Origin of the sequence: Streptomyces hoynatensis, assembly GCF_003626535.1 — a bacterium.
Classification (GTDB): domain Bacteria; phylum Actinomycetota; class Actinomycetes; order Streptomycetales; family Streptomycetaceae; genus Streptomyces; species Streptomyces hoynatensis.
Genome location: NZ_RBAL01000013.1, coordinates 157,979 through 181,371 on the forward strand (window position 1 = coordinate 157,979; position 23,393 = coordinate 181,371).

At 74.3% G+C, this 23,393-nt stretch carries 17 protein-coding genes and 2 tRNA genes; 10 read left to right on the forward strand and 9 right to left on the reverse strand.

Annotated elements, in window-relative coordinates; all coding sequences use genetic code 11:
* Positions 1-53: 53 nt before the first annotated feature.
* Genes purL through purS form a run of 3 tightly spaced genes read right to left on the reverse strand, consistent with a single transcriptional unit; the run spans position 54 to position 3,249 of the window.
* Positions 54-2,321, reverse strand: coding sequence for a phosphoribosylformylglycinamidine synthase subunit PurL (gene purL / locus D7294_RS21390; RefSeq protein ID WP_120682215.1), 2,268 nt, complete (start codon positions 2,319-2,321; stop codon positions 54-56).
* Positions 2,321-2,995, reverse strand: coding sequence for a phosphoribosylformylglycinamidine synthase subunit PurQ (purQ, locus tag D7294_RS21395; protein WP_120682216.1), 675 nt, complete (start codon positions 2,993-2,995; stop codon positions 2,321-2,323). The genes purL and purQ overlap by 1 nt, the downstream gene beginning before the upstream one ends.
* A complete protein-coding gene (gene purS, locus D7294_RS21400) occupies positions 2,992-3,249 on the reverse strand; it encodes a phosphoribosylformylglycinamidine synthase subunit PurS (RefSeq protein WP_120682218.1) in 258 nt (85 codons plus the stop codon). Before purS ends, purQ begins: the two co-directional genes overlap by 4 nt.
* Before the next feature lie 351 nt (positions 3,250-3,600).
* On the opposite strand from purS, the gene D7294_RS21405 reads away from it, so the two are divergent.
* The 3 genes from D7294_RS21405 (at position 3,601) to D7294_RS21415 (ending at position 4,206) form a co-directional block, all read left to right on the forward strand.
* Positions 3,601-3,930: a histone-like nucleoid-structuring protein Lsr2 gene (locus D7294_RS21405; protein ID WP_120682220.1), complete on the forward strand. Its 330-nt coding sequence runs from the start codon at positions 3,601-3,603 to the stop codon at positions 3,928-3,930.
* Between the two features lie 86 nt (positions 3,931-4,016).
* A tRNA-Gly gene (locus D7294_RS21410) sits at positions 4,017-4,091 on the forward strand.
* A gap of 42 nt (positions 4,092-4,133) precedes the next feature.
* Positions 4,134-4,206 (forward strand) — tRNA-Gly (locus D7294_RS21415).
* A gap of 365 nt (positions 4,207-4,571) precedes the next feature.
* Here D7294_RS21415 and D7294_RS21420 read toward each other — a convergent pair.
* The 4 genes from D7294_RS21420 to purD form a co-directional block, all read right to left on the reverse strand.
* Positions 4,572-5,483, reverse strand: a complete 912-nt coding sequence (locus D7294_RS21420; protein WP_120682222.1) for a phosphoribosylaminoimidazolesuccinocarboxamide synthase — start codon at positions 5,481-5,483, stop codon at positions 4,572-4,574.
* A gap of 117 nt (positions 5,484-5,600) precedes the next feature.
* A complete protein-coding gene (locus D7294_RS21425) occupies positions 5,601-7,079 on the reverse strand; it encodes a N,N-dimethylformamidase beta subunit family domain-containing protein (RefSeq protein WP_120682224.1) in 1,479 nt (492 codons plus the stop codon).
* A 175-nt stretch (positions 7,080-7,254) separates the two neighbouring features.
* Positions 7,255-8,829, reverse strand: a complete 1,575-nt coding sequence (locus tag D7294_RS21430) for a hypothetical protein (RefSeq protein WP_120682226.1) — start codon at positions 8,827-8,829, stop codon at positions 7,255-7,257.
* Between the two features lie 225 nt (positions 8,830-9,054).
* A complete protein-coding gene (purD, locus tag D7294_RS21435; RefSeq protein WP_120682228.1) occupies positions 9,055-10,401 on the reverse strand; it encodes a phosphoribosylamine--glycine ligase in 1,347 nt (448 codons plus the stop codon).
* Positions 10,402-10,605: 204 nt separating this feature from the next.
* On the opposite strand from purD, the gene D7294_RS21440 reads away from it, so the two are divergent.
* The gene (locus D7294_RS21440; protein WP_422070723.1) at positions 10,606-11,298 is read left to right on the forward strand and encodes an SLATT domain-containing protein; all 693 of its coding nucleotides are present in this window, start codon (positions 10,606-10,608) and stop codon (positions 11,296-11,298) included.
* Between the two features lie 72 nt (positions 11,299-11,370).
* Complete coding sequence (locus tag D7294_RS21445; protein WP_120682232.1) at positions 11,371-11,661, forward strand: DUF1330 domain-containing protein; 291 nt, start codon at positions 11,371-11,373, stop codon at positions 11,659-11,661.
* A gap of 69 nt (positions 11,662-11,730) precedes the next feature.
* Here the strand turns inward: D7294_RS21445 and D7294_RS21450 are convergent, their stop codons facing one another.
* Positions 11,731-12,381 carry a hypothetical protein gene (locus tag D7294_RS21450; RefSeq protein WP_120682234.1) on the reverse strand — a complete coding sequence of 217 codons (651 nt, stop codon included), beginning with the start codon at positions 12,379-12,381 and terminating at the stop codon, positions 11,731-11,733.
* A gap of 116 nt (positions 12,382-12,497) precedes the next feature.
* On the reverse strand, positions 12,498-13,187 hold the full coding sequence (locus D7294_RS21455) for a GntR family transcriptional regulator (protein ID WP_120682236.1): 690 nt from the start codon (positions 13,185-13,187) through the stop codon (positions 12,498-12,500).
* Between the two features lie 237 nt (positions 13,188-13,424).
* Between D7294_RS21455 and D7294_RS21460 the strand changes: the two genes are divergently transcribed.
* The 5 genes from D7294_RS21460 (at position 13,425) to D7294_RS21480 (ending at position 23,375) form a co-directional block, all read left to right on the forward strand.
* Positions 13,425-13,898, forward strand: a complete 474-nt coding sequence (locus D7294_RS21460) for a MarR family winged helix-turn-helix transcriptional regulator (RefSeq protein ID WP_241562537.1) — start codon at positions 13,425-13,427, stop codon at positions 13,896-13,898.
* A 365-nt stretch (positions 13,899-14,263) separates the two neighbouring features.
* Positions 14,264-16,291, forward strand: coding sequence for a serine/threonine-protein kinase (locus D7294_RS32650; protein ID WP_120682240.1), 2,028 nt, complete (start codon positions 14,264-14,266; stop codon positions 16,289-16,291).
* 264 nt (positions 16,292-16,555) lie between these two features.
* Positions 16,556-18,706, forward strand: a complete 2,151-nt coding sequence (locus D7294_RS21470) for a serine/threonine-protein kinase (protein WP_120682242.1) — start codon at positions 16,556-16,558, stop codon at positions 18,704-18,706.
* A 147-nt stretch (positions 18,707-18,853) separates the two neighbouring features.
* Entirely contained in the window at positions 18,854-20,950 is a 2,097-nt protein-coding gene (locus D7294_RS33760) for a serine/threonine-protein kinase (RefSeq protein ID WP_120682244.1), read from the forward strand.
* Between the two features lie 301 nt (positions 20,951-21,251).
* Complete coding sequence (locus D7294_RS21480) at positions 21,252-23,375, forward strand: serine/threonine-protein kinase (RefSeq protein WP_206619535.1); 2,124 nt, start codon at positions 21,252-21,254, stop codon at positions 23,373-23,375.
* Positions 23,376-23,393: the final 18 nt, after the last annotated feature.

Here is a 23,393-nt window from a genome sequence, read left to right on the forward strand (position 1 = left end):
ACCCCCGGGGCACGGCGCCGGGGCGTGGGCCCGGGCGCCGCGCTCCGGCGCGCTCAGCCGAAGAGGGCCGGGAGCGTACGCTCGTGGGTCTCCCTGAGCTCCGCGAGCGGAATCGTGAAGTGCCCCTGGAGTTCGAGCGCGTCCCCGTCGACGACGCCGATGCGCGCCGCGGGCTGGTTCCGCGCCGCGCACATGTCGGTGAACCGCAGCTCCTCGCTGCGCGGCACCGCCACCACGGCCCGCGCCGTGGACTCGGAGAAGAGGAACGTGAACGGGTCGAGCCCGTCCGGCGGCACCAGCCGCGCCCCGCGCCCGCCGCGCACGCAGGACTCGGCCACGGCCTGCACCAGGCCGCCGTCGGACAGGTCGTGCGCGGCGTCGATCATGCCGTCGCGGGAGGCCGCGACGAGGATCTCGGCCAGCAGCCGCTCCCGCTCCAGATCCACCCGCGGCGGCAGCCCGCCCAGGTGCCCGTGCACCACGTCGGCCCAGGCCGAGCCGCCGAACTCCGCGCGGGTCTCCCCCAGCAGGTACAGCAGCAGCCCCTCCTCGCGGAAGGCCATCGGGGTGCGGCGCGCCACGTCGTCGAGCACCCCGAGGACGCCCACCACGGGCGTGGGGTGGATGGCCGCCTCGCCGGTCTGGTTGTAGAGCGACACGTTGCCGCCGGTGACCGGGGTGCCGAGCACCCGGCAGGCGTCCGCGAGGCCCCGGGTGGCCTCGGCGAACTGCCACATCACGGCGGGGTCCTCGGGCGAGCCGAAGTTGAGGCAGTCGGTGACGGCGAGCGGGCGCGCCCCGGTGGCCGCCACGTTGCGGTACGCCTCGACGAGGGCCAGCTGCGCGCCCGCGTACGGGTCGAGCTTCGCGTAGCGGCCGTTGCCGTCGGTCGCCAGGGCGATGCCGAGGCCGGTCTCCTCGTCGATCCGCAGCACCGCGCCGTCCTCGGGCTGCGCGAGCACCGTGTTGCCCAGGACGTAGCGGTCGTACTGGTCGGTGATCCAGCTCTTGGCCGCCTGGTTGGGGGAGCCGGCCAGCCGCAGCACCTGGGCGCGCAGCTCGGCGCCGCCGGACGGCCTGGCCAGCCGCGCGGGGTCGTCGGCCTGCAGCTCGTCCTGCCAGCCGGGGCGGGCGAAGGGGCGCTCGTAGACCGGGCCGTCGTGGGCCACGGTGCGCGGCGGCACGTCCACGATCTGCTCGCCGTGCCAGAAGATCTCCAGCCGCTCGCCGTCGGTGACCTCGCCGATCACGGTGGCGATGACGTCCCACTTGGCGCAGATCTCCAGGAAGCGCTCCACCTTGCCCGGCTCGACGACCGCGCACATCCGCTCCTGCGACTCGCTCATGAGGATCTCCTCGGGGGAGAGCGAGGGGTCGCGCAGCGGCACGCGGTCCAGGTCCACGCGCATGCCGCCCGAGCCGGCCGAGGCCAGCTCGGAGGTGGCGCAGGACAGGCCCGCCGCGCCGAGGTCCTGGATGCCGACGACCAGCCCCTCGGCGAAGACCTCCAGGGTGCACTCGATGAGCAGCTTCTCCTGGAACGGGTCGCCGACCTGCACCGCGGGCCGCTTGGAGGGCTTGGCCGCGTCGAAGGTCTCCGAGGCCAGGATCGAGGCGCCGCCGATGCCGTCCCCGCCGGTGCGGGCGCCGTAGAGGATCACCTTGTTCCCGACGCCTGAGGCCTTGGCGAGGTGGATGTCCTCGTGCCGCATCACGCCCACGCACAGCGCGTTGACCAGCGGGTTCCCCTGGTAGCAGGGGTCGAAGACGACCTCGCCTCCGATGGTGGGCAGGCCCAGGCAGTTGCCGTAGCCGCCGATGCCGGCCACGACGCCGGGCAGGACCCGCCGGGTGTCGGGGTGGTCGGCGGCGCCGAAGCGCAGCGGGTCGAGGACGGCGATCGGGCGGGCGCCCATGGCGATGATGTCCCGGACGATGCCGCCGACCCCGGTGGCCGCCCCCTGGTAGGGCTCGACGTACGAGGGGTGGTTGTGCGACTCGATCTTGAAGGTGACCGCGTAGCCCTGGCCCACGTCCACGACCCCGGCCTGCTCGCCGATGCCCACCAGGAGCGCGTCGCTGTGCGGGGCCTTGTCGCCGAACTGCCGCAGGTGCACCTTGCTCGACTTGTAGCTGCAGTGCTCGGACCACATGACCGAGTACATCGCCAGCTCGGCCCCGGTCGGGCGGCGGCCGAGCACCTCCCTGATCCGATCGTACTCCTCGCGCTTCAGGCCGAGTTCCGCCCACGGCTGGGCGGCGTCGGGGCTGCCTGCCGCGTGCTTGACGGTGTCGAGGTGGCGGGTGGGTGACGTGGACATCACGAGACCAGCTTCTTCAGGACCGACGTGAAGAACCCCAGGCCGTCGGTGCTCGGCCCGGTGAGCTCCTCGACGGCGTGCTCGGGGTGGGGCATGAGGCCGACGACGTTGCCGGCCGCGTTGGTGACGCCCGCGATGTCGCGGCGGGAGCCGTTCGGATTGACCTCCAGGTAGCGGAAGACGACCCGGCCCTCGGCCTCCAGCTCGTCGAGCGTGCGCGCGTCGGCGACGTAGCCGCCCTCGCCGTTCTTCAGCGGGATGGTGATCTCCTGGCCGGCGGCGTAGGCGCTCGTCCAGGCGGTCGCCGCGTTCTCCACCCGCAGCCGCTGGTCGCGGCAGACGAAGTGGAGGTGGTCGTTGCGGGTGAGGGCGCCGGGCAGCAGGTGGGATTCGCAGAGCACCTGGAAGCCATTGCAGATGCCGAGAACGGGCAAACCAGACCGGGCCTGCTCGATGATCGTTTCCATGACCGGGGAGAAACGGGCGATCGCCCCGGCGCGGAGATAGTCGCCGTAGGAGAATCCGCCGGGCAGGATCACGGCATCGACCTGACGCAGGTCTTTATCCCCGTGCCAGAGCGCCACCGGCTCCGCGCCGGCCAGTTTTACCGCGCGTTGCGCGTCCCTGTCGTCGAGGGAACCCGGAAATGTGACGACTCCTACACGAGTTGTCACCGGATCGCCTCTTCTTCGACGTGGACGTGGAAGTCCTCGATGACGGTGTTGGCGAGAAAGGTCTCGGCCATCTCGCGGACGCGGGCGAGCACCGACTCGTCGACCGGGCCCGCCACCTCCAGCTCGAAGCGCTTGCCCTGACGGACGTCGGTCACGCCCTCGAAACCAAGCCGGGGCAGGGCGCGCTGCACCGCCTGGCCCTGCGGGTCGAGGATCTCCGGCTTGAGCATGACGTCGACTACGACGCGAGCCACTGGTACTCCCGGGTGGTCGTGCGATGGGTTGTGCTTGACGCACCGCTCAGCCTACCGGGCCCCCGGATCTACTCGGGTAGATACGGTCGACTCCGAACTTCGGTCACGTTAAGGTATCGAGGGCGGAAACCCCTGCAGGAAACGGGAAACTAAAAGTAGGGTCCGGGTATGGCTCGCGAAGCGGCGCGGAGCGCGGTAATTCGCCATCCGTGCATTACCCGGCCGCGCACGGGCACAAATAAAAGAACCATACTGGTGATCTAGGGGAGCACAGCACCGCAGCGCAGAAACCGCGGTGACGGCCGGGCACCGCCCCGCGCGGTAGCGACCCTCCCGAAAGGACCGATATCCGTGGCACAGCGTGTAGTGGTCACCCTCGCCGACGACATCGACGGCGGTGAAGCGTCGGAAACGGTTGCCTTCGGCCTCGACGGGAAGACCTACGAGATCGACCTCAGCCCGCACAACGCGGAGAAGCTGCGGACCGCGCTCGCCCCCTACGTGGAGGCGGGCCGCAAGCGGGCCAGGTCCGGGCGGACCTTCCACCACACCGCCGTCGCCCCCGACCCGAAGGCGGTGCGCGCCTGGGCGGAGTCCAACGGCTTCGGCGTGCCGACCCGCGGGCGCATCCCCAAGAAGGTCTACGACGCGTTCAACGAGGCCCACGCGCCCGCTCATTGAGTCGACTTGCCATGAACCCCGGGTGATCGGCTAGAGTCTGGAGCGCGCCGCGGGGCAGGGCCGAAAGGCCGAAGCCCTCGGGTCGCGCGGGTGTAGTTCAGTAGCAGAACACCCTCTTTCCAAGAGGGAGGCGCAGTGTGCGATTCCTGTCACCCGCTCCAGCCGCTGGACCGATCCCCAGGATCGGGTACAGTAGGCGCCACGCGGACGTGGCTCAGTTGGTAGAGCATCACCTTGCCAAGGTGAGGGTCGCGAGTTCGAATCTCGTCGTCCGCTCGGCACGAAGGGGCCGATCCCCCAGGGGATCGGCCCCTTCGCCGTGTGCGCCGTGCCCGCGCCCCGCCGCTCCCCCGCCCCCGCCCCCGGCCGCCGTCCGGCTGCCGCGGCCTTCGGGCGCCGCCCCGGCCTCGGGCGCGCCCGGCCTCCCGCCCCGGGGGCCCTCGGGGGTTCCGGGCCGCCGGGGCGCGTCGCCCGGCGGCCGTGCGCCGGCAAGCCGGCCCCCGCGCCGGCCGGTTCGCGGGCCGGGGCCCGCCGTCGTTTCCCGCCCGCCGCGGTAAAGCTTCACAAAAAATTCCCCGGCCCAGGCTCGCGGAGGAGTGGGCCGGGGCGGGGCAGAAATACCCCTTCGGGTGACGGGCGCCTCAGTCCCAGGCGCTGCCGGTCAGGAGCCGGTACGCCTCGGTGTACCGCTCCCTGGTCCGCGCCACGATCTCCTCGGGCAGCGGCGGGGGCGGCGCGTCGCCCGTGCGGTCCCAGCCGGAGGCCGGCGAGGTCAGCCAGTCGCGGACGTACTGCTTGTCGTACGACTTCTGGGGGCGGCCCGGCTGCCACTCGTCCCGGCGCCAGAACCGCGAGGAGTCGGGCGTGAGCACCTCGTCGGCCAGGACCAGCGGGGCCGGCCCCTCCTGCCTGGGGCGGCCGAACTCGAACTTCGTGTCCGCCAGCACGATGCCGCGGGAGCGGGCGATGTCCCTGGCCCGGCCGTAGATCGCGAGGGTGGCCTGCCGCAGCTCGGCGGCGGTGTCCGCGCCGACCTGGCGGGCGACCTCCTCGTAGCTCACGTTCTCGTCGTGGTCGCCGACCGCCGCCTTGGTGGCCGGGGTGAAGATCGGCGCCGGCAGCTCCGAGCCGTCCACGAGGCCGGGCGGCAGGGCGAGGCCGCAGACGGTCTGGTCGCGCTCGTACTCCAGCAGTCCCGAGCCGGTCAGGTAGCCGCGGGCGACGGCCTCCACCGGGATCATCTCCAGGGAGCGGCACACGGTGACCCGGCCCGCCCAGTCGGCGGGCGCCCCCGCGGGCACCTCGGTGGAGATCACGTGGTGGGGCACCAGGTCGGCGAGCTGGTCGAACCACCACAGCGAAAGCCTCGTCAGAATCCTGCCTTTGTCCGGAATCTCGGTGGGGAGCACCCAGTCGTACGTGGAGATCCGGTCGCTGGCCACCATGACCAGCTCTCCCGCCTCGTTCTGGTAGAGGTCGCGCACCTTGCCGGTGTGCAGATGAACAAGCCCCGGCACCTGCACGGGCTCTGGCTTCTCGACGAATCCTGGCACAGGTCCTCCTGGCAGCGACTGCGGACTGTGTGACCGCGCACTCTCATTCTCCCGCAGCCCCGGAGGCGGCCTCCGGGGGGTGCGGGCGGGCAGGCAGGAGCGGCGCGGGGCGCGGCCTCAGTCCCGTTTGCAGATGCGGTCCAGCAGGTTTGCGGTGGCGCGCTGAATCCTGACGTCGGTGTGGCCAGGGCGGCCGAGGGCGGGGGTCCAGGCGAAGGTTCCCGAGGCGAAGACCCAAGCGCCGCTCGGCGCCCGGTACAGGGAGGTCTCCTGGTGGCGGCGCACCCCCGACTCGTCGCGGTAGGGGGAGTGGGCGAGCAGGACCCGGTCGGCCGACTCGGGCAGCGGCGTGCGCGGGTGGTAGCGGTCGGCCTCCCCGGCGACCAGTCCCGGCAGTTCCTCGCCCTCGCGGGCGCCGGTCGCCTCCCACAGCCAGTGGTGCGCGTTGCGGACGACGAGCGGGTGGGGGCGGGGGACGCGGCCCACGTACTGGATGCCGAGCAGCAGCTGTTCCGGGCGGCCCTGGTCGCGCCAGAGCAGGGAACGGCCCGGGCCCTGGCGCTTGCGGCAGTGGAGCAGGCGGTCGGGGTCGCCGGAGGGCAGGGGGCCGAGCGAGACCTGCCAGTACATGGTGTTGGCCGAGAGGAACACCAGGGAGGTGCCCTCGTCGCGGGCCTGCTCCACCGCGGCCCGCATGGGCAGGGACCAGTACTCGTCGTGGCCGGAGAAGACGATTCCGCGGTAGCGGCCCGGGCGCACCCGGCCCGCGTGCAGGTCCCGCGCGGTGGCGTAGGACAGGTCGTAGCCGTAGCGCTCGGCCCAGCGGATGAAGTCGTAGGCGTGCCCGGCGTGCAGGGGCAGGCCCGCGTTCGCGTAGGGGCGGTCGAAGCAGACGGTGACCGCTGCCCCGGACTCGCCGAGCAGCCGGCCGCCGGTGTCCCAGGCGTGGTACAGGCTGGCCCCCTGCCTGCCGTCCTCGGGGAAGAGGTTGTACGCCTGCCAGGTCAGGTCGGGCAGGACGAGCAGCAGGTCGGCCGGGCGGTCGTCCCTGATCGTGAACGGGATGTGGGAGCGGAAGCCGCCGTCGGCCGTGGTCAGCACCGCCACGTGGGCCCCCGGGCGCCAGTCGGGGGGCACCTGCCAGCGCCAGGAGAGCCACCAGTGGTGGCAGGAGACGGTGCGGCCGGCGACCATGGGGGGCGGCTGCCTGATGCCCATGAGTTTCGGGCTGCTCTGGAGCAACTGTGCGCCGTCGCCCGCGAAGTGGCCGATGCGGTAGATGTCGATGGTGAACTCCTGCGGCGGGTTCACCGTGACCCTGAAGTCGAGGGGCCGGCCCGGGGCCACCGCGGACTCGGTGACGAAGCCCTTGATCTGGCAGCCGATGTCGTCGGCCATGCGCGGCCCGGACGGGTGCCAGGGCACCGCGTGATCGCTGCGGCAGAAGCTGCCCTCGTCCCCCCGCAGCCAGGGCAGCGGGCCCTGGCCGAACGGGTCGGACACCGCGTGCGTGAGGGTGCCCGACTCCCAGCGGCGGATGCGTTCCGTGCCGTCCCGTGTCGCCGGACGGGCCGGCTGTCGCGCCGTCGTCTTCACTTCCCCTCCCTGCACCTCCGTGCGGCCGTGCCGCGCCCCAGCACATCACATCCGGCGAGCGGCCGGTCACCGCTCGTCGCGGGATTGACCGGAGGTGGTTGCCTGATATTGACGCCGGAGGCGGGGGGTGTCGAGACCTCTCACAAGGACATCGGTACGGACATGTCCGGCGGGGTCACACGAGGCGCACGGGCTTGTCGGGACGGACTCCGGCGGCGGCGAGCCAGTCCCGCAGCGGCCCGGGGTCGCCCTCGTCCACCAGGCGGTGCACCGGTCCCGTCAGGTCGCGGCGGCGCACGCCGTCCGCGAGGAGGACCGGGCCGTCCAGCCAGTCGAGGCCGGGAACGGCGCCCGTGGTGTCGGCGGCGGCGCAGCAGACCGCGGCCGCGACGTGCTCGGCCAGCGACTCCCGCTCCCCGCGCGAAGGGCGCGCGGGCAGCGGCTGAAGCGCCGGCGGGAACGCCGGGGGCATCGTGCCGGGCGGGCTCTCCTGCCGCACGCCCTGCGCCGCCTCCGCGCGGGCGGCCTCGGCGTCGACGCGCGCGGCGAGCTCGTCCGTGCCCGCGGCCCCCGCGGCCTCGGCGAGCCGGTCGAGGGCGCAGGCCAGGGTCGGCGTCTCCAGGGCGTCGAGGGCGGCGAACAGCCGGGCGGCCCGGTCCCGCCAGATGCGGTCGACGACCTCGTCGGCGTAGGCACCCCAGTCGACCGGGGCCCAGTCGGCGCCGCGGCCCTGGGGTATGCCGTGGAAGAGCCTGGCGGCGAGCAGCGAGATCTCCTCGTCCACGGCGCCCGGCTCCTCCAGCAGGTCGCAGGCGGGCCGCTCGCCGAGGCGGGCCGCGAAGCCCTCGGCCAGCCGGTCGCGGCGGGAGAGCTCGGTGAGCGCCGCCACCACGCCGGCGTCCAGGCGGCGCGGCCAGCGGCCTATGCGCCAGGCGGGCAGCGCGACCCGGGTCAGCAGCCGGTCCCAGCCCGCGTAGGCGAGGCCGACCTGCTCCTGGGCCGCGGCTCTGAGGCCCTGGTCGACGCCCTGGGCGCGGGCGGAGGCGGCGCGGGCGACGCCGCGCTCCATGTCTCCCGCCCGCTGTGCGGCGGCCCGCAGCAGGCGGCGGGACAGCAGGCCGGAGAAGGCGAGGAGGGGATGGCGCACCCGGGAGGCGCCGGCGGCGAGTGCGGCGGTGGCGTCCCAGGCGCGCAGGCAGCGGCGGGCGGCGGCGATGTCGGGGTGGGCGGAGGGGCCGGTGCCGGCGACGACGGGCGCGAGCAGCGCGCGCAGCTCTCCCACGCGCATCCACCACAGGAAGGGGGAGCCGATGACGAGCACCGGGGCCGGCGGGGGCTGTCCGCGGGCGCCACGGGGGCGGCCCGGGATCTCCTCCAGCCAGCTGTCGCAGTCGGGGGTGAGCGCGATGCCGCCGGGGACCGGGACGTCCAGCCGCTCGGCGAGCTCGCGTATCAGCCCGTGCAGGGCGGGCGCGGCGCGTTCCGGCACTTCGATCACGGGGGTGAGGGCGGGGCGGGAGCGGGCCATCAGCAGGGCGCTCGCGGCGGCCAGGGCCAGGCAGGCGGCGGCGCACCCGGCCACCGGCAGGCACAGCGCCGGGTCCGCGCCCGCGCTCCACAGCACGATGGCGACGGCGGCCGGCAGCAGGGCGAGCGCCAGCGCGCCGTCGCGCACGCGGAGCACGGCGAGCGCGTCCTGGCGTGCGGAGCGCCCGGCTTCGCCGGTCCCGCGCGCTTCACGCTGCAGCATGCCCCTGCCCTCCGCTCCCGGCGCGGGCGCGCCGGACGACGACCGTGACGGTCTCCCGACCGGACTCGCGCCGGGCGCCGCACTGTCTCCCACTGTCGCACCGGCCACTGACATCGCAATCCGCGATGGACCGATCGCGCCGCGTGGGGACGGGCGGCGCGGCGAAAGCCCCTGCGCCGCACGATAGTTGGGCGAGACGGAGGCGTCAGCCGCTCAGCTCACCGGTCACTCGATGGTGGGGCTTTGGGCAGAGGAGGCCCCGCCCGGCGCGCCGGGACCCGCGGCAGGGTCCGGCGCGGGACCTGCCGCGGCACCCGCGGCGGCGGCCGCGATGTCGGTGCGGTGGTGCGAGCCGGCCAGGCCGATCCGGCCGACGGCGCGGTAGGCCCGCGACCTGGCCTCGGCCAGGTCGGCCCCGGTGGCGGTGACCGAGAGCACGCGCCCCCCGGCGCTCACCACGCGGCCCTCCTCGTCCAGGCGCGTGCCGGCGTGCAGGACGTAGGCGCCCGGGCCCTCGGCCGGCCCGGCCGGCCCGGCCAACTCGTCGAGCCCCTCGATCGGATCGCCGGTGCGCGGGGAGCGCGGATACCCCTCGGCGGCGATCACCACGGTGACCGCGGCCTCCTCACTCCAGCGCAGCGGGGGCAGGTCGGCCAGCGTGCCGGTGGCGGCGGCGTGCAGCACGCCGCCCAGCGGGGTGCGCAGCCTGGCCAGCACGACCTGGGTCTCCGGGTCGCCGAACCTGGCGTTGAACTCCACGACGCGCACCCCGCGGGAGGTGAGGGCGAGCCCGGCGTACAGCAGCCCGGAGAAGGGGGTGCCGCGCCTGCGCATCTCGGCGATCGTCGGCCGCAGCACGGTGTCGAGGACCTCGTCGGCCAGCTTCGGGTCGGCCCAGGGCAGCGGCGAGTAGGCGCCCATGCCACCGGTGTTGGGGCCCCGGTCGCCGTCGAGGGCCCGCTTGAAGTCCTGGGCGGGCTGGAGCGGCAGGACCGTCTCCCCGTCGGTGACCGCGAACAGCGAGACCTCGGGGCCGTCGAGGTACTCCTCGATCACGACCCGGCCGCAGGCGCGCGCGTGCGCGCGGGCCTCGGCGAGGTCCTCGGTCACCACCACGCCCTTGCCCGCGGCGAGGCCGTCGTCCTTCACCACGTAGGGCGGGCTGAAGGCGTCGAGCGCGGCGTCGGCCTCCTCGGGGGTGGCGCAGAGATAGGAGCGGGCGGTGGGCACGCCGGCGGCCGCCATCACCTCCTTGGCGAAGCCCTTGCTGCCCTCGAGGCGGGCCGCCGCGGCCGAGGGCCCGAAGACCGGAATCCCGGCCTCGCGCACGGCGTCGGCGACCCCGGCGACCAGCGGCGCCTCGGGGCCGACGACGACCAGGCCGGCGCCGAGCCGGGTGGCGAGGCCGGCCACGGCCGCGCCGTCGAGCTGGTCCACCTCGTGGCGGGTCGCGAGCGCGGCGATCCCGGCGTTGCCCGGCGCGCAGTGCAGCTCGGTGACGGCCGGGTCGCGGGACAGGGCGTGGCACAGGGCGTGTTCGCGGGCGCCGCCGCCGATGACAAGGAACCTCACAGGGGCAGCCTAACGGCGGCATTCCGCCCCCCACTCTTTCGGGTGAGGCCGGTGGGTGCCGGAGAGCTGACGGGCCGGAGTTTCCGGCTGGTTTGCCGTAAAAGCGATGATCTGCCCGGTGTTGTCTCCCCGTCGCGGCCGTTACAAAGGGTAGTCAGCTTCCGCCCGTTCGCCGGGCGGGCGAGTTTCGTGGGGAGCGCGAGGGTGAGCAGCCAGCCGGAGAAGCAGATGGCGGACGGGACGCACCTGCCGCCAGGGGCCTGGGCGGAGCCGGGCGACCGGCTCGGCGAGCTGTACGCCAGGGCGGAGGCCGAGGCGCTGCGCAGCGTGGCCTGGTACCTCTCCGTCCGGCGGCGCAAGCGGCGCGCGGCGCGGGCGCTGCGGCTGGGCACGGTGCTCGGCGCGGCGCTCGGGGTGGCGCTGCCGCTGTTCGGCCTCGGCAGGCCGGGCCACCTGGCGCTGCTCGGCGCCGCCGCCTGCCTCGGCTGCGACCGCTACCTCGGGGTCACCTCGGGCTGGCTGCGCTCGGTCGACACCGCCCAGGCGATTCGGCGGCGGCTCGAACGGCTGCGCTACGAGTGGGCGGCGGAACTGCTCGGGCCCTGCGACGGCCTGGTGGGCGAGGCGGCCGAGCGGCGGCTCGGGGTGCTGCGCCGGTTCTCCGAGGACGTCACCGAGCTGGTGCGGGCCGAGACCGCCACGTGGATGCGGGAGTTCGGGGCGCCGGTGGGCGCGGCGCCGCCGCTCGCGGCGGCCGGGCAGGCGGCGCCGGGCGCCCGCCCCGAGCCGCAGGCCCAAGAGCCGCCCGCCCGCTTCCGCTTCCCGGGCGACCCGCACCTGCGCCCCAGCATGCCGCGGCAGCGCCCGCCCGAGTCCGGCCCGGGCGGGCAGACCTGAGGACGGGCCACGGCCTCGGCGGCCGTGGGCGGAGCGCCTGGGCTTCCCGGGGCCGCGATTAGAGTCCTGCCCATGACCGCTTATCTGATCGCGAACGTGCGGCTGACGGGCGACGCCGGGGAACTGGCCGAGTACCGGTCGAAGGTGGCCGCGACTCTCGAACCGTACGGCGGCAGGTACCTCGCCCGCAGCAGCGAGGCCGAGGTCGTGGAGGGCGACTGGGAACCCGGGCAGGTGGTGCTGGTGGAGTTCCCCGACGCCGCCGCCGCGAAGGCCTGGAACGAGTCGGCGGAGTACCGGGCCATCGCCCCGCTGCGCGCCCGGAACACGGAGAGCACGCGGCTCATCGTCCCCGGCCTGTGAGCCGGGGGCGCCCACGCGGCGGGCCCGGGCGGCGGCGGGAGGCGCCCGCCGCCGGGCCGTGGCGGGCGCTCAGCTGAAGACGATCATCGAGCCCTGGGCGAGGCTGCGGGTGGCCGCGGCGTGCAGCCCGAGCCAGACGTGCCGCTCCCGGGCGAACGGGCCGTCCTCGGCGCGCGGCCCCGCGGCCGGCTCCTCCAGCCGGGTCGGCCGCTCGGGAGGGGCGGGCGCGGGCGGCGGGTTGAACGGGTCGATGCCCAGGACGGGCGCCACCGCCTCCAGTTCCCGCAGCAGGCCCTGGCTCGAACCCAGCGGGCCGCCGCCGGCCAGCAGCGCGTCGTTGACCAGCGGGTGCGGGAAGTCCACCGGCACATACGCCCCCGCGTGGTCGAAGTGCCAGACGAGATGGGCCTGCTGGGCCGCGGTCTCGAACATCTCCAGCAGCTGCTGGTAGTCGCCGTCGAGCCGCTCGGCCGGGGTGACGGGCAGCCCGCTGAGCTGCAGCAGGTAGGCGCGGCGCAGCAGGTGCAGGGCCGCGTAGTCGAAGCCGGCGACGGGGGCGACCGTCCCCGACATGCCCGCCACGTAGCCGAACACCGGCACGGGCGGCAGCCCGGCCTCGGCCAGGGCCCGGTCGTACTCGGCGAGTTCCTCCGCGAAGGGGTTGTCGGGGCTGTGGCACAGCACGTCGACGAGGGGGACCAGCCACAGGTCACAGGCCACGGAGGGGCTCACTCTCGAAATCCGGCGGGCGCGGGACGGGCGCGGCGCGGGCCGCGCCAGCTCAGGGTACGGGGCGCGCGGGCAACGGCCCTGCAGGCGGTGGCGAGTTCGGCCGCTCAGGCGGTGGCGAGTTCGGCCGCCATGGCGAGGGCGTGCTCGCGGTGGTCGCGCAGCAGGCGCCTGGTCTCGGCGCAGTCCACCCGCTCGACGGCGTCGCTGAGTTCGAGGTGGGCCGCCCAGAGGCGGCCGGCGAGGCGCCGCTCGCGGCGCAGGTAGGGAACGGTGAAGGCCCAGCAGCGCACGCGGAGTCTGTCGAGGAACTCCCCGATGTGCGGGTTGCCGAGCAGGGCGTCCAGCTCGCGCCAGAAGCGCAGGTCGTAGGCGATGAAGATGTCGAGGTCGCCGGCGAGCGCGGCCTGCCGCGCGGCCACGGCGCGGCGGCGAATGGAGGTGAACGCCTCCGGGCCGCCCTCGCGGGGGCTTAACGCCGGTCTGTGGGCGAGTATCCCGTCGCTGACCAGGGTCTGCGCCTCGATCATGTGCTGGAAGTCGGCGAGCGAGAAGCGCTTGATGCGAAAGCCCCGGTGCTGCTCCACCTCCAGCAGCCCCTGCGCGGACAGGTCGACGAGCGCCTCGCGCACCGGGGTGGCGGAGACGCCGTACTGCTCGGCTATCTCCCGGACGGTGAACTCCCCGCCGGGGCCGAGCCTTCCGGCCAGGATCTCCTCCCGCAAGGCGTCGGCGAGCTGCTCTCGCAGCGTGCTGCGTCGAATCACGGCAGTCCAGACTACAGACGCCCCGGGCATATGACAGGATGTTGTCAACGGGCGAGGGTGGCGCGCCTCCCGGACCCGAGGGCCCGTGCGGCGGACACGGGCGCGAGGCACGCGAGGAGCGCGGAACAGGTGGGAGGCGCGGCGGGCGCGGGGCGCGCGGCGGGAAGCGCGGGCGCGGGCGGCAACACAGGCGCGGGCGGAAGCGCGGGCGCGGGCGGGGAGGCCGGCGCGGGCGCGGGCGCGGCCGGGAGCGCGGAGGCACGGCAGTTGCTCGCCGCCTACGCGCGCGCCGTGCGGCGGCTGGACGGCCGGTTCCAGGCCGCCGCCGAGCGGCTGGCCCGGCCGGCCGGGCTCACCGCCGCCTGGTGGCAGGTGCTCGACGCGGTGCGCGACCGGCCGCGTCCGGTGGCGGAGATCGCCCGCGCCACCGGGGTCACCCGGCAGAGCGTGCAGCGCGTCGCCGACCTGCTGGCCGCCCGCGGGCTCGCCGACTTCAGGACCAATCCGGCGCACCGGCGCGCGAAGCTGCTGGCGCCCACCGCCGAGGGCCGGGCCGCCCTGGCCGCCGCCGAGCCGGAACGGGCCGCGTTCGCCGCCGCGTTCGCCGCGGAACTCGCCACGGCGCTGGGCGGGGAGCGCGAGCCGGCCGCCACGCTGCGTGCGCTCGCCCGGCTCGCGCATGCGCTGGACCGGCTCGGGGAGGCCGGCGCGGGCACCCCGCGGAAGGACACCGGATCGTGACCGCGAGGCCGCCGGGAAACTGATCGTTCCCCGCCCCCGGCCGGGCCGTTGGGCTTATCCTCGTGCCGGGCGGCCGGGCCGCGCCGGGGCCACATCCGGAGATTCCCGGGAGAAAGCCGTGGAAAGGCTTGGGGAAGAGGGCGCCGACGCAGCGCGGAAGGCCTCCCCGGCCCGTGGAAGGGGGCGTGCGAGGCGGAGGGCCGGGCCGCGGCTCACGCCGGCCGGTTGCCCGCGCAAGCCCGCAGGCCCCGGGCCGCGGGGAGCCCGACGTCACGCACCGTATCGAACCCACAGGGCCGCCGAGGGGGCCGCGCAACTATCCTCGGTGACGCAACCAACGTACGTATCGGGGGAGTCTGCTCCACATGGATCGGCTGACGCCACAGGACCCGCACCGAATCGGCCGCTACCGGCTTCTCGGGAGGCTGGGCGAGGGCGGAATGGGCCAGGTCTACCTGGCGCGCTCCGAACGTGGCCGCATGGTTGCCGTCAAGACCATCAGGTCGGCGCTGGCCCAGGAGCCCGACTTCCGGGAGCGTTTCGCCCTGGAGATCACCGCGGCCCAGCGCGTCGGCGGCCAGTGGACCGCCCCCGTGCTCGACGCGGACACCGAGGCCGCCACCCCCTGGGTGGCCACCGGCTACATCGCCGGGCCCTCGCTGCACCAGGTGGTCAGCCAGCAGTTCGGGCCGCTGCCCGAGCGGAGCGTCAGCCTGCTGGCGAACGGGCTCGGCCACGCGCTGCGCGACATCCACGGCGCGGGGCTCGTCCACCGCGACCTCAAGCCGTCCAACGTCCTGCTGACCATCGACGGCCCGCGCGTCATCGACTTCGGCATCGCCCGCGCCCTCGACGTCACCACCGGCGGCCTCACCCGCACCGGCGCCACCGTCGGCTCCCCCGGCTTCATGTCGCCCGAGCAGGTGCGCGGCCGGCGGCTGACGCCCGCGAGCGACATCTTCTGCCTCGGCTCGCTCCTCGCCTACGCGGCCACCGGCAGGACCCCCTTCGGCTCGCTCCAGTCCGGGGTGCACATCCTGCTGTTCCGCATAGTCGAGGAGAGCCCCGACCTCTCCGAGATACCGGAGCAGCTGCGGCACCTGATCTCCGGCTGCCTGGCCAAGGAGCCCGACCAGCGGTTCTCCCTCGACGACATCCTGAGCCTCACGGCCCCCGACGGCTCGCGCGAGCCCTGGCTGCCCGGGCCGCTGGTCGCCCAGCTGGGCCGGCACGCCGTGGAACTCCTCGACTCCGAGGACCCGCAGAGCCGCACCGACGGCCGGGCCCTCGGCGCCCCGACCCGGCTCGCCACACCCCAGGTGCCGCAGGGGCACACCGGCGCCCCGCCCACGGCCTCGGCGCAGCCCGCGACCTCGCCGCAGCCCGCCCAGCCGGCGCACCCCTCCCCGCCGCAGCCCTGGCCCGCGGCGGCGCCCACCCCGCACCCCGTGCCGGTGCCCTCCCCCTACTCGCAGCCGAACCTGTCCTACACCCCGCACTCGATGCCCTCCGTCGGCTCGATGCCGAACACCGGGGGGTTCGGCGCGCCCTACGCGACCGGGCCGCAGCCGGCGAGGCGGCGCCGGCCGCCGCTGGGCGTGGTCGCCGCCATCGGCGTGCTCGCGCTGGTCGCGGTGCTCGGGGTGGTCGTGGCGAACCAGCTCGCCGGGGGCGACGATTCCACGATCGACGAGGCGTACCTCGGCGCCTGGCAGGGGGACTACGAGGACGGCAGCGGCGTGCTGCACAAGCTGCGTTTCGAGATCGTCCAGGGCGGCGAGGGGGACGTCGTCGGCACCGCGATGACCCTCGCCCCGCGCGAGCTGTGCCGCTTCGACATGGTGATGACCTCCTTCAGCGGGGACGACGGCCTGGAGTTCACCGAGCGGTCCGACTGGAGCGTGCCCGAGGACGCGGTGACCAGCGGCGGCTGTGGCGACGACGACCGGCCGCAGCGCCTCAAGCTGGGCGAGGACGGCCTGGACTGGAGCTACCGCGAGGAGACGTCGACCCTGCACGAGGCGCCGTCGGACGGCAACGCCGTCGTGCCCGACACCCTGATCGGCGACTGGGGCGGCGCCTGGGAGACCGACGACCACACCCAGGGCAGGAGCGACATCACCATCTCGCAGGGCTCCTTCGGCGACTCCGTCCTGCGGTACACCGAGACCACCGACGAGACGACCTGCACCTGGGAGAACCGCCTGGTCCAGGTCAACGGGCGGGAGATCGTCCTGGGCCCGGACACCCTGGTGGAGTCCGGCGAGGGCGACGAGTGCGACGTCTACGCCGCCTTCCGTTTGTGGACGGAAGAGGACGACGACAGCAAGATCAAGATCGTGTGGCTGAACGATCTCGACCGCGATCCGGTCGAGTTTGCCCGGAATGGCTAGCCTTCCGCGGATCACGATCGCGCACACCCGCCGAACGCGGCACAGGACCGGGAACCGTTCGCCGTTCCGCTTCTGTCCTTCCTGAGCGTGCAGGGAAACGGCCCGGGAAGTCGCGTGGTCCCCGCGTCCGCCCGGAGCCCGGTCCCCGGCCGAGCGGGCGGGGGCGCGGCGAGCGGCGCGGGCCGGGAACGACGGGGGGACGACGGGGTGTGAACCACGGGGTGGATCACGGGGGAACCACGGGGTGAAAGGAAGTAGTTCACAATGAAACCGCTCGGGCCGACAGATCCCCAGCAGGTGGGCCACTACCGGCTGCTGGGGAAATTGGGCGCCGGCGGAATGGGCAGCGTCTACCTCGCCCGCTCCGACCGCGGACGCACGGTCGCCGTCAAGCTCGTCCAGCCGGAACTTGCCGCCCAACCGGAGTTCCGCCAGCGCTTCCAGCACGAGGTCGACGCGGCGCGCCGGGTCGGCGGGGACTGGACGGCGCCGGTGCTGGACGCCGACACCGAGGCGGCCACCCCCTGGGTGGCCACCGGCTACGTGGCCGGGCCCTCGCTGCACGACGCCGTCACCGGCATGCACGGGCCGCTGCCGGAGCGCACCCTCTTCCCCCTGGGCAACGGCCTGGTGAAGGCGCTGCGCGACATCCACGCGGCCGGCCTCGTCCACCGCGACCTCAAGCCGTCCAACGTGATGATCACCATCGACGGCCCCCGCGTCATCGACTTCGGCATCGCCCGCGCCCTCGACGTCACCACCGGCGGCCTCACCCGCACCGGCGCGGCGGTCGGCTCCCCCGGCTTCATGTCCCCCGAGCAGTGCCGCGGCCAGACGCTGACCACCGCGAGCGACATCTTCTGCCTCGGCTCCGTCCTCACCTTCGCCGCCACCGGACGCACCCCCTTCGGCGACCCGCACACCGCGATGACGACGCTGATGCTGCGCATCGTCCAGGGCGAGTACGACCTCGACGGCGTGCCGGAGAACATCCGCGGCGTCATCGAGGACTGCCTGCGGCAGGAGCCGGGCGAGCGGCCGACGCTCGACGAACTGGCGCGGCGGACCGACGTTCCCGATCCGAGCGGCGACCCCTGGCTGCCCAGCGCCCTGGTGGCCCACCTCGGCCGGCACGCGGTGGAACTCCTCGACTCCGAGGACCCGCTCACCACCTACCAGCCCGCCCACCCGGCGCAGCCCACCCAGGGGACGCCGTCCCCGCCGCCCCAGACCCCGGGGACGAACGGCATGGCGACGATGGCCTCCGCCACCCCGCCGCCCTCGCCGCCCCCCGGCTACGCCACCCCGCCGCCCTCGCCGCCCCCCGGCGGGGCCTACGGCTACCCGCAGCCGACGGCGGGCGCCCCCGCCTACGGCTACCCCCAGCAGGGGGTGGGCCCGGCCACCGGCCCGGTCGCCGCGAACCCGTACGGGACCGGCTACCCGGGCGGCCCCGCCGGCCCCGCCGGCCCCGGCGCGAGCGGGCCGCGGCGCAACAACGTGCTCCTCATCGGCATCGCCGCCGTGGTGGTCTTCGCGATCGCCGTGGTCATCGGCGTGGTGGCGCTCGGCGGCGGCTCGGACGACGAGGCGGACGACGGCGGCCCGACCGGCGGGCAGACCAGCCCGTCGGGCAACTCCTCGACCGGGCCCTCGGAGGACCCCTCGGACGACCCCTCGGACGACGGCTCCGACGACTCCTCGAACAACGTCGACGCCGATCCGAACGCCACGGTCGGCCCCCAGTACGTCGGCGCCTGGGAGGGGGAGGTCTACGAGAACGACGAGGACAAGCACTGGTACCAGCGCATCGAGATCACCGAGGGCGACGGCGGCGACACGGTCGCCACCCAGTGGACGCTGCTCAACGGGCTGCTGTGCACCGAGCAGGCCGCCCTCGTCTCCTCAGGAGAGGACGGCCTCGGCATCCAGGGCACCGGGGCCACCGCCGCCTCACCCGCCGGCGAACTCGACAACTGCGGCCCCTACTCCAACCAGACGCTGACGCTCCAGGACGACGGCACGCTGCTGTGGGCCAATGGCAACCTCCACGCGACCATGGCCCCCTCCGCCCTGTCGCCCGGCGGGGACGGCGTCTCGATCGACATCTACAACAGCACCTACCGGGCACCCGACTTCGAGATCACCACCGCGCACGACGGCAACGCCGGCGACCTCGCCCTCACCTACGACAACGGCTCCTGCCAGTGGGAGGCAGTGGTCTTCTCGGGCAACCAGGACGACACGACCCTGATCGTGGGTCCGGGCGACCCGGTCTCGGGTGGCTGCGACCGCCTGCCGCCGTACAAGCTGACCTGGGACGACGTCGGTTTCCTCGAAACGGCACCGACGATCACCTTCACGCCGTTCTTCGGCTCGGACGACGAGGGCTTCACCGCGCAGTTGCAGGAATGAGATCCCCCGGGCACGCCCGCGCCGGGGCGGGATTCTCCGCCCCGGTGAGCCGGAAATCGAGTCGCCCGTATGCTCGTGGGACGGACTCGTGGGACGGAAGAGGGCGAAGCGCGGGTCGAACCCGGAAGGCTGAGGGAGTAGCCACACATGAAACCGCTCGGGCCGACAGACCCCCAACGGGTGGGGCACTACCGGCTGTTGGGGAAATTGGGCGCCGGCGGAATGGGCAGCGTCTATCTCGCCCGCTCCGACCGCGGACGCACGGTCGCCGTCAAGCTCGTCCAGCCGGAACTCGCCGCACAACCGGAATTCAGGCGGCGCTTCCAGCACGAGGTGGAGGCCGCGCGCCGGGTCGGGGGCGACTGGACGGCGCCGGTGCTGGACGCCGACACCGAGGCGGCCACCCCCTGGGTGGCCACCGGCTACGTGGCCGGGCCCTCGTTGCACGAGGTGGTGGCGGACACCTACGGGCCGCTGCCGGAACGCTCCTTGTTCCTGCTGGCCAACGGCCTGGTGAAGGCGCTGCGCGACATCCACGCGGCCGGCCTCGTCCACCGCGACCTCAAGCCGTCCAACGTGATGATCACCATCGACGGCCCCCGCGTCATCGACTTCGGCATCGCCCGCGCCCTGGAGTCCGAGGGCCCCGGCCTCACCCGCACCGGCGCGGCGGTCGGCTCCCCCGGCTTCATGTCCCCCGAGCAGTGCCGCGGCCAGACGCTGACCACCGCGAGCGACATCTTCTGCCTCGGCTCCGTCCTCACCTTCGCCGCCACCGGACGCACCCCCTTCGGCGACCCGCACAGCGCCATGACCGCGCTGATGCTGCGCATCGTCCAGGGCGAGCACGACCTGGAGGGCGTGCCCGCGAGCGTGCGGCCCATGATCGAGGCCTGCCTGAACCTGGACCCGGCGCAGCGGCCCACCCTCGAACAGCTGGTCCAGCACACGGAGATACCCGACGACGGGGAGCCCTGGCTGCCGGGGGCGCTGGTGGCCCGCCTGGGCCGGCACGCGGTCGAACTCCTCGACTCCGAGGACCCCCTGCAGACGGCGACCCAGTTCGCCGCAGGGCCCCCGCCGCAGGGCGGCCCCCCGGCGACGCCGCCACCGAGCCCGCCCCCGCCGTCCGGCACCGGCGTCAACGCCATGCCGACGATGGCCTCCGCGACCCCGCCCCCCGGCTACGGGACGCCGCCGCCCGGCGCCTCCTACGGCTACCCGCAGCAGGCCCCGCCGCCGGGCTACCCGCAGCCGACCCCGCTGCCCGGCCAGAACCCGTACGGCGCGGGCTATCCCGGCGGGCCCGCGGGCCCCGGAGGCCCGCAGCCGCCCGGCGGGCCGAAGCCGGGCGGGCGCAACAACGCGCTGCTCATCGGCATCGCGGTGGGCGTCGTCATCGTGCTCGCCGTCGTCATCGCCGTGGTCGCCTCCGGCGGCGGCGACGACGATCCCGACCCGAACCCGACCGCGACCGGCGAGAACACCGAGGGGCCCACCGGCGGCCCCACGGACGGCGGATCGAGCCAGGAGCCGGGCACCGGCAGCGTGCCGGACAACATGATCGGCGCCTGGGAGGGCCGGCTCCAGGGCGACGACACAGCCTACTTCGAGCGGATCGAGATCGTCGCCGGCGAGGCCGGCGCCACCGTGGCCACCCAGTGGACGGTCGGCCCCACCGCCATGTGCGTGGAGTCCTCCACGCTCTCCTCCTCCGACGGCACGACCGTGACCCTCCAGGGCTCCGGGATCACCTCGCAGACGCCGAGCGACGCGGGCTGCCAGCCGTACGGGAACCAGACCCTCCAGCTCCAGGGGAGCACCCTGCACTGGGAGGACGACGCGGGCTACTCGGGCGACCTGACCCTCTCCTCGATGACCGACTACGACACGTACGACGAATCCAGCGGCGACGACACCTACGACGGCATGCCGTACTCGGTCTTCGACCAGACCTTCGCGGGTGCGGGCTACACGGTCGCCCCCGAGGTCAGGGCCCCGGCCGGGGAGATGGCGTTCACCCTCACCCAGGGCAACTGCACCTGGACCGACGCCATGATCAGCGGGGGGCTCCAGGCGACATCGCTCGTCCTGGGCCCGGGCACCGTGACCGCGGGCAGCGGCTGCGACCCGCTGCCGAGCTTCTCGGTGCAGGTGAACGTCGCCGAGGACGGGGACGCGAGTTCCCTCGTCTTCACCCCCTTCGGTGCGGACAGCGGGGGCTTCACGGTGAACAGGGAGTAGTTACCGACCCGTTGGGCGCCGAAGTTTCGCCAGGGCCAACTACAGTGTCCGCACGGGCCTTCGGCGCCCGACGGGGGCGGCAGCGGTGCTGTCGGCCGTCGGCTCCGCGGCATGCAACGACTCGGTCTGATTCCGGTCACGAATAGGCACAGACTTCAATCCCCCTGCCGGTGCGGGAACCGATTACGGTTCGGCTTCTGTCCTCCTTCGTGTGTGCAGGCGCCCGTATTCTCATGAGGCTTACCGCAGCGAAGAGGAGTAGCGCAGGATGAAACCGCTCGGGCCGTCAGATCCTCAACGGGTGGGGCACTACCGGCTGCTGGGGAAATTGGGCGCCGGCGGAATGGGCAGCGTCTACCTCGCCCGCTCCGACCGCGGACGCACGGTCGCCGTCAAGCTCGTCCAGCCGGAACTTGCCGCCCAACCGGAGTTCCGCCAGCGCTTCCAGCATGAGGTCGACGCGGCGCGCCGGGTCGGCGGGGAGTGGACCGCCCCCGTGCTCGACTGTGACACGGAGGCCGAGACGCCCTGGGTGGCGACCGGCTACGTGGCCGGGCCCTCGCTGCACGAGGTGGTGGCGGACAGCTACGGCCCGCTGCCGGAGCGCACCCTGTTCGTCCTGGCCAACGGCCTGGTGAAGGCGCTGCGCGACATCCACGCGGCCGGCCTCGTCCACCGCGACCTCAAGCCGTCCAACGTGATGATCACGATCGACGGCCCCCGCGTCATCGACTTCGGCATCGCCCGCGCCCTGGAGTCGGGCGAGGGGCTGACCAGGACGGGCGCCGCGGTCGGCTCCCCCGGCTTCATGTCCCCCGAGCAGTGCCGCGGCGAGACCCTGACCGCGGCGAGCGACATCTTCTGCCTCGGCTCCGTCCTCACCTTCGCCGCCACCGGACGCACCCCCTTCGGCGACGCCAACAGCGCCATGACCGCGCTGATGCTGCGCATCGTCCAGGGCGAGCAGGACCTGGAGGGCGTGCCCGAGGCGGTGAAGCCGCTGATCGAGAGCTGCCTCACCCAGGACCCCACGCAGCGGCCGAGCCTGGACCAGCTGCTCCAGTACACCGACATACCCGACGCGGGCGACGAGCCGTGGCTGCCCGGCGCCCTGGTGGCCCGGCTCGGCCGGCACGCGGTCGAGCTCCTCGACTCCGAGGACCCGCTGCAGGCGCCGCCGCTGCCGCAGAACGCGCCGCCGCCCGCCATGCCGCAGCAGCCCCCGGTCACCCCGCTGCCGCCCGGCGCCTCCCCGGTGCCGCCGGCGCCCCCGACCCCGACGCAGCTGAGCGTTCCGGCCACGCCGCCGCCCCCGCAGGGGCCGGGCACGGGCGTCAACGCGATGGCGACCATGACCTCGGCCGTGCCGCCGCCCGGCTACGGCACCCCGCCCCCGCCGGGACAGGGCGGCTACGGCTTCCCGCAGCAGGCCCCCGGCACCCCCGCCTACGGGTATCCGCAGGACCCGAACGCCCAGGGCGCGTACGGCCCCGGCTACCCGGGCGGGCCCACGGTCGTCGGCCCCCCGGCGGGCCCGGGCGGCCCGCGGCGCAACAACAACACGGCCTGGATCATCGTCGCGGCGGTGGCCGTGCTGGCGCTGGTCGTCGGCGTGGCGGTGTTCGCGCTCGGCGGCGACTCCGACGACGAGGCCGACGACCCGCCGACCAGCCCCTCCTCCTCCGCGAGCCCCGACCCCTCGGGCAGCGCCTCGCCCTCGCAGGAGCAGAGCCAGTCGGCGCCGCCGCAGGACCCGTCGGCGACCGTGCCCTACGAGTTCGTCGGCGCCTGGGAGGGCGAGGTCAGCGGCGGCGCCGAGGGCGCCAACTTCCAGCGCATCGAGATCAGCGAGGGCGGCGCGGGCGCGACCGTCGCCACCCAGTACACGGTCCTGACCCAGCTGATGTGCACCGAGCAGGCGGTGCTGACCTCCGCCACGGGCAGCTCGATCAGCATCTCGGGCACCGGCGTCACCGGCACCTCCCCCTCCGGGGCGACCTGCCAGCCGTACGGCGAGCAGACCATCCAGTACCAGACGGACGGCTCGCTGCTGTGGAGCGACGGGACCAGGACCGCGACGCTCCAGCCGGCCGCGCTCTACGTGGACTCGGACGGGATGCCGCTCGGCATCTACGACCACACCTTCGCCGCCCCCGACTTCCAGTTCACCGCCGAGTACTCGGCCAACGCCGGCGACCTGGCCCTCACCTACACCAACGGCTCCTGCACCTGGCAGTCGGTGCTCATCGCCGGCGGCGTCAGCGAGACCTCGGTGCTGGTCGGTCCCGGCGAGGTCACCTCGGGCAGCTGCGACCCGCTGCCGCCTTACCGGATCGAGTGGACGGACCCGAGCACCACGAACGACGTGGTGCAGATGACGCCCTTCGGCGAGAGCAGCGGCTTCCAGGCCACGCTCAGCCAGTAGTCCCGAGGCGGGCGAGGA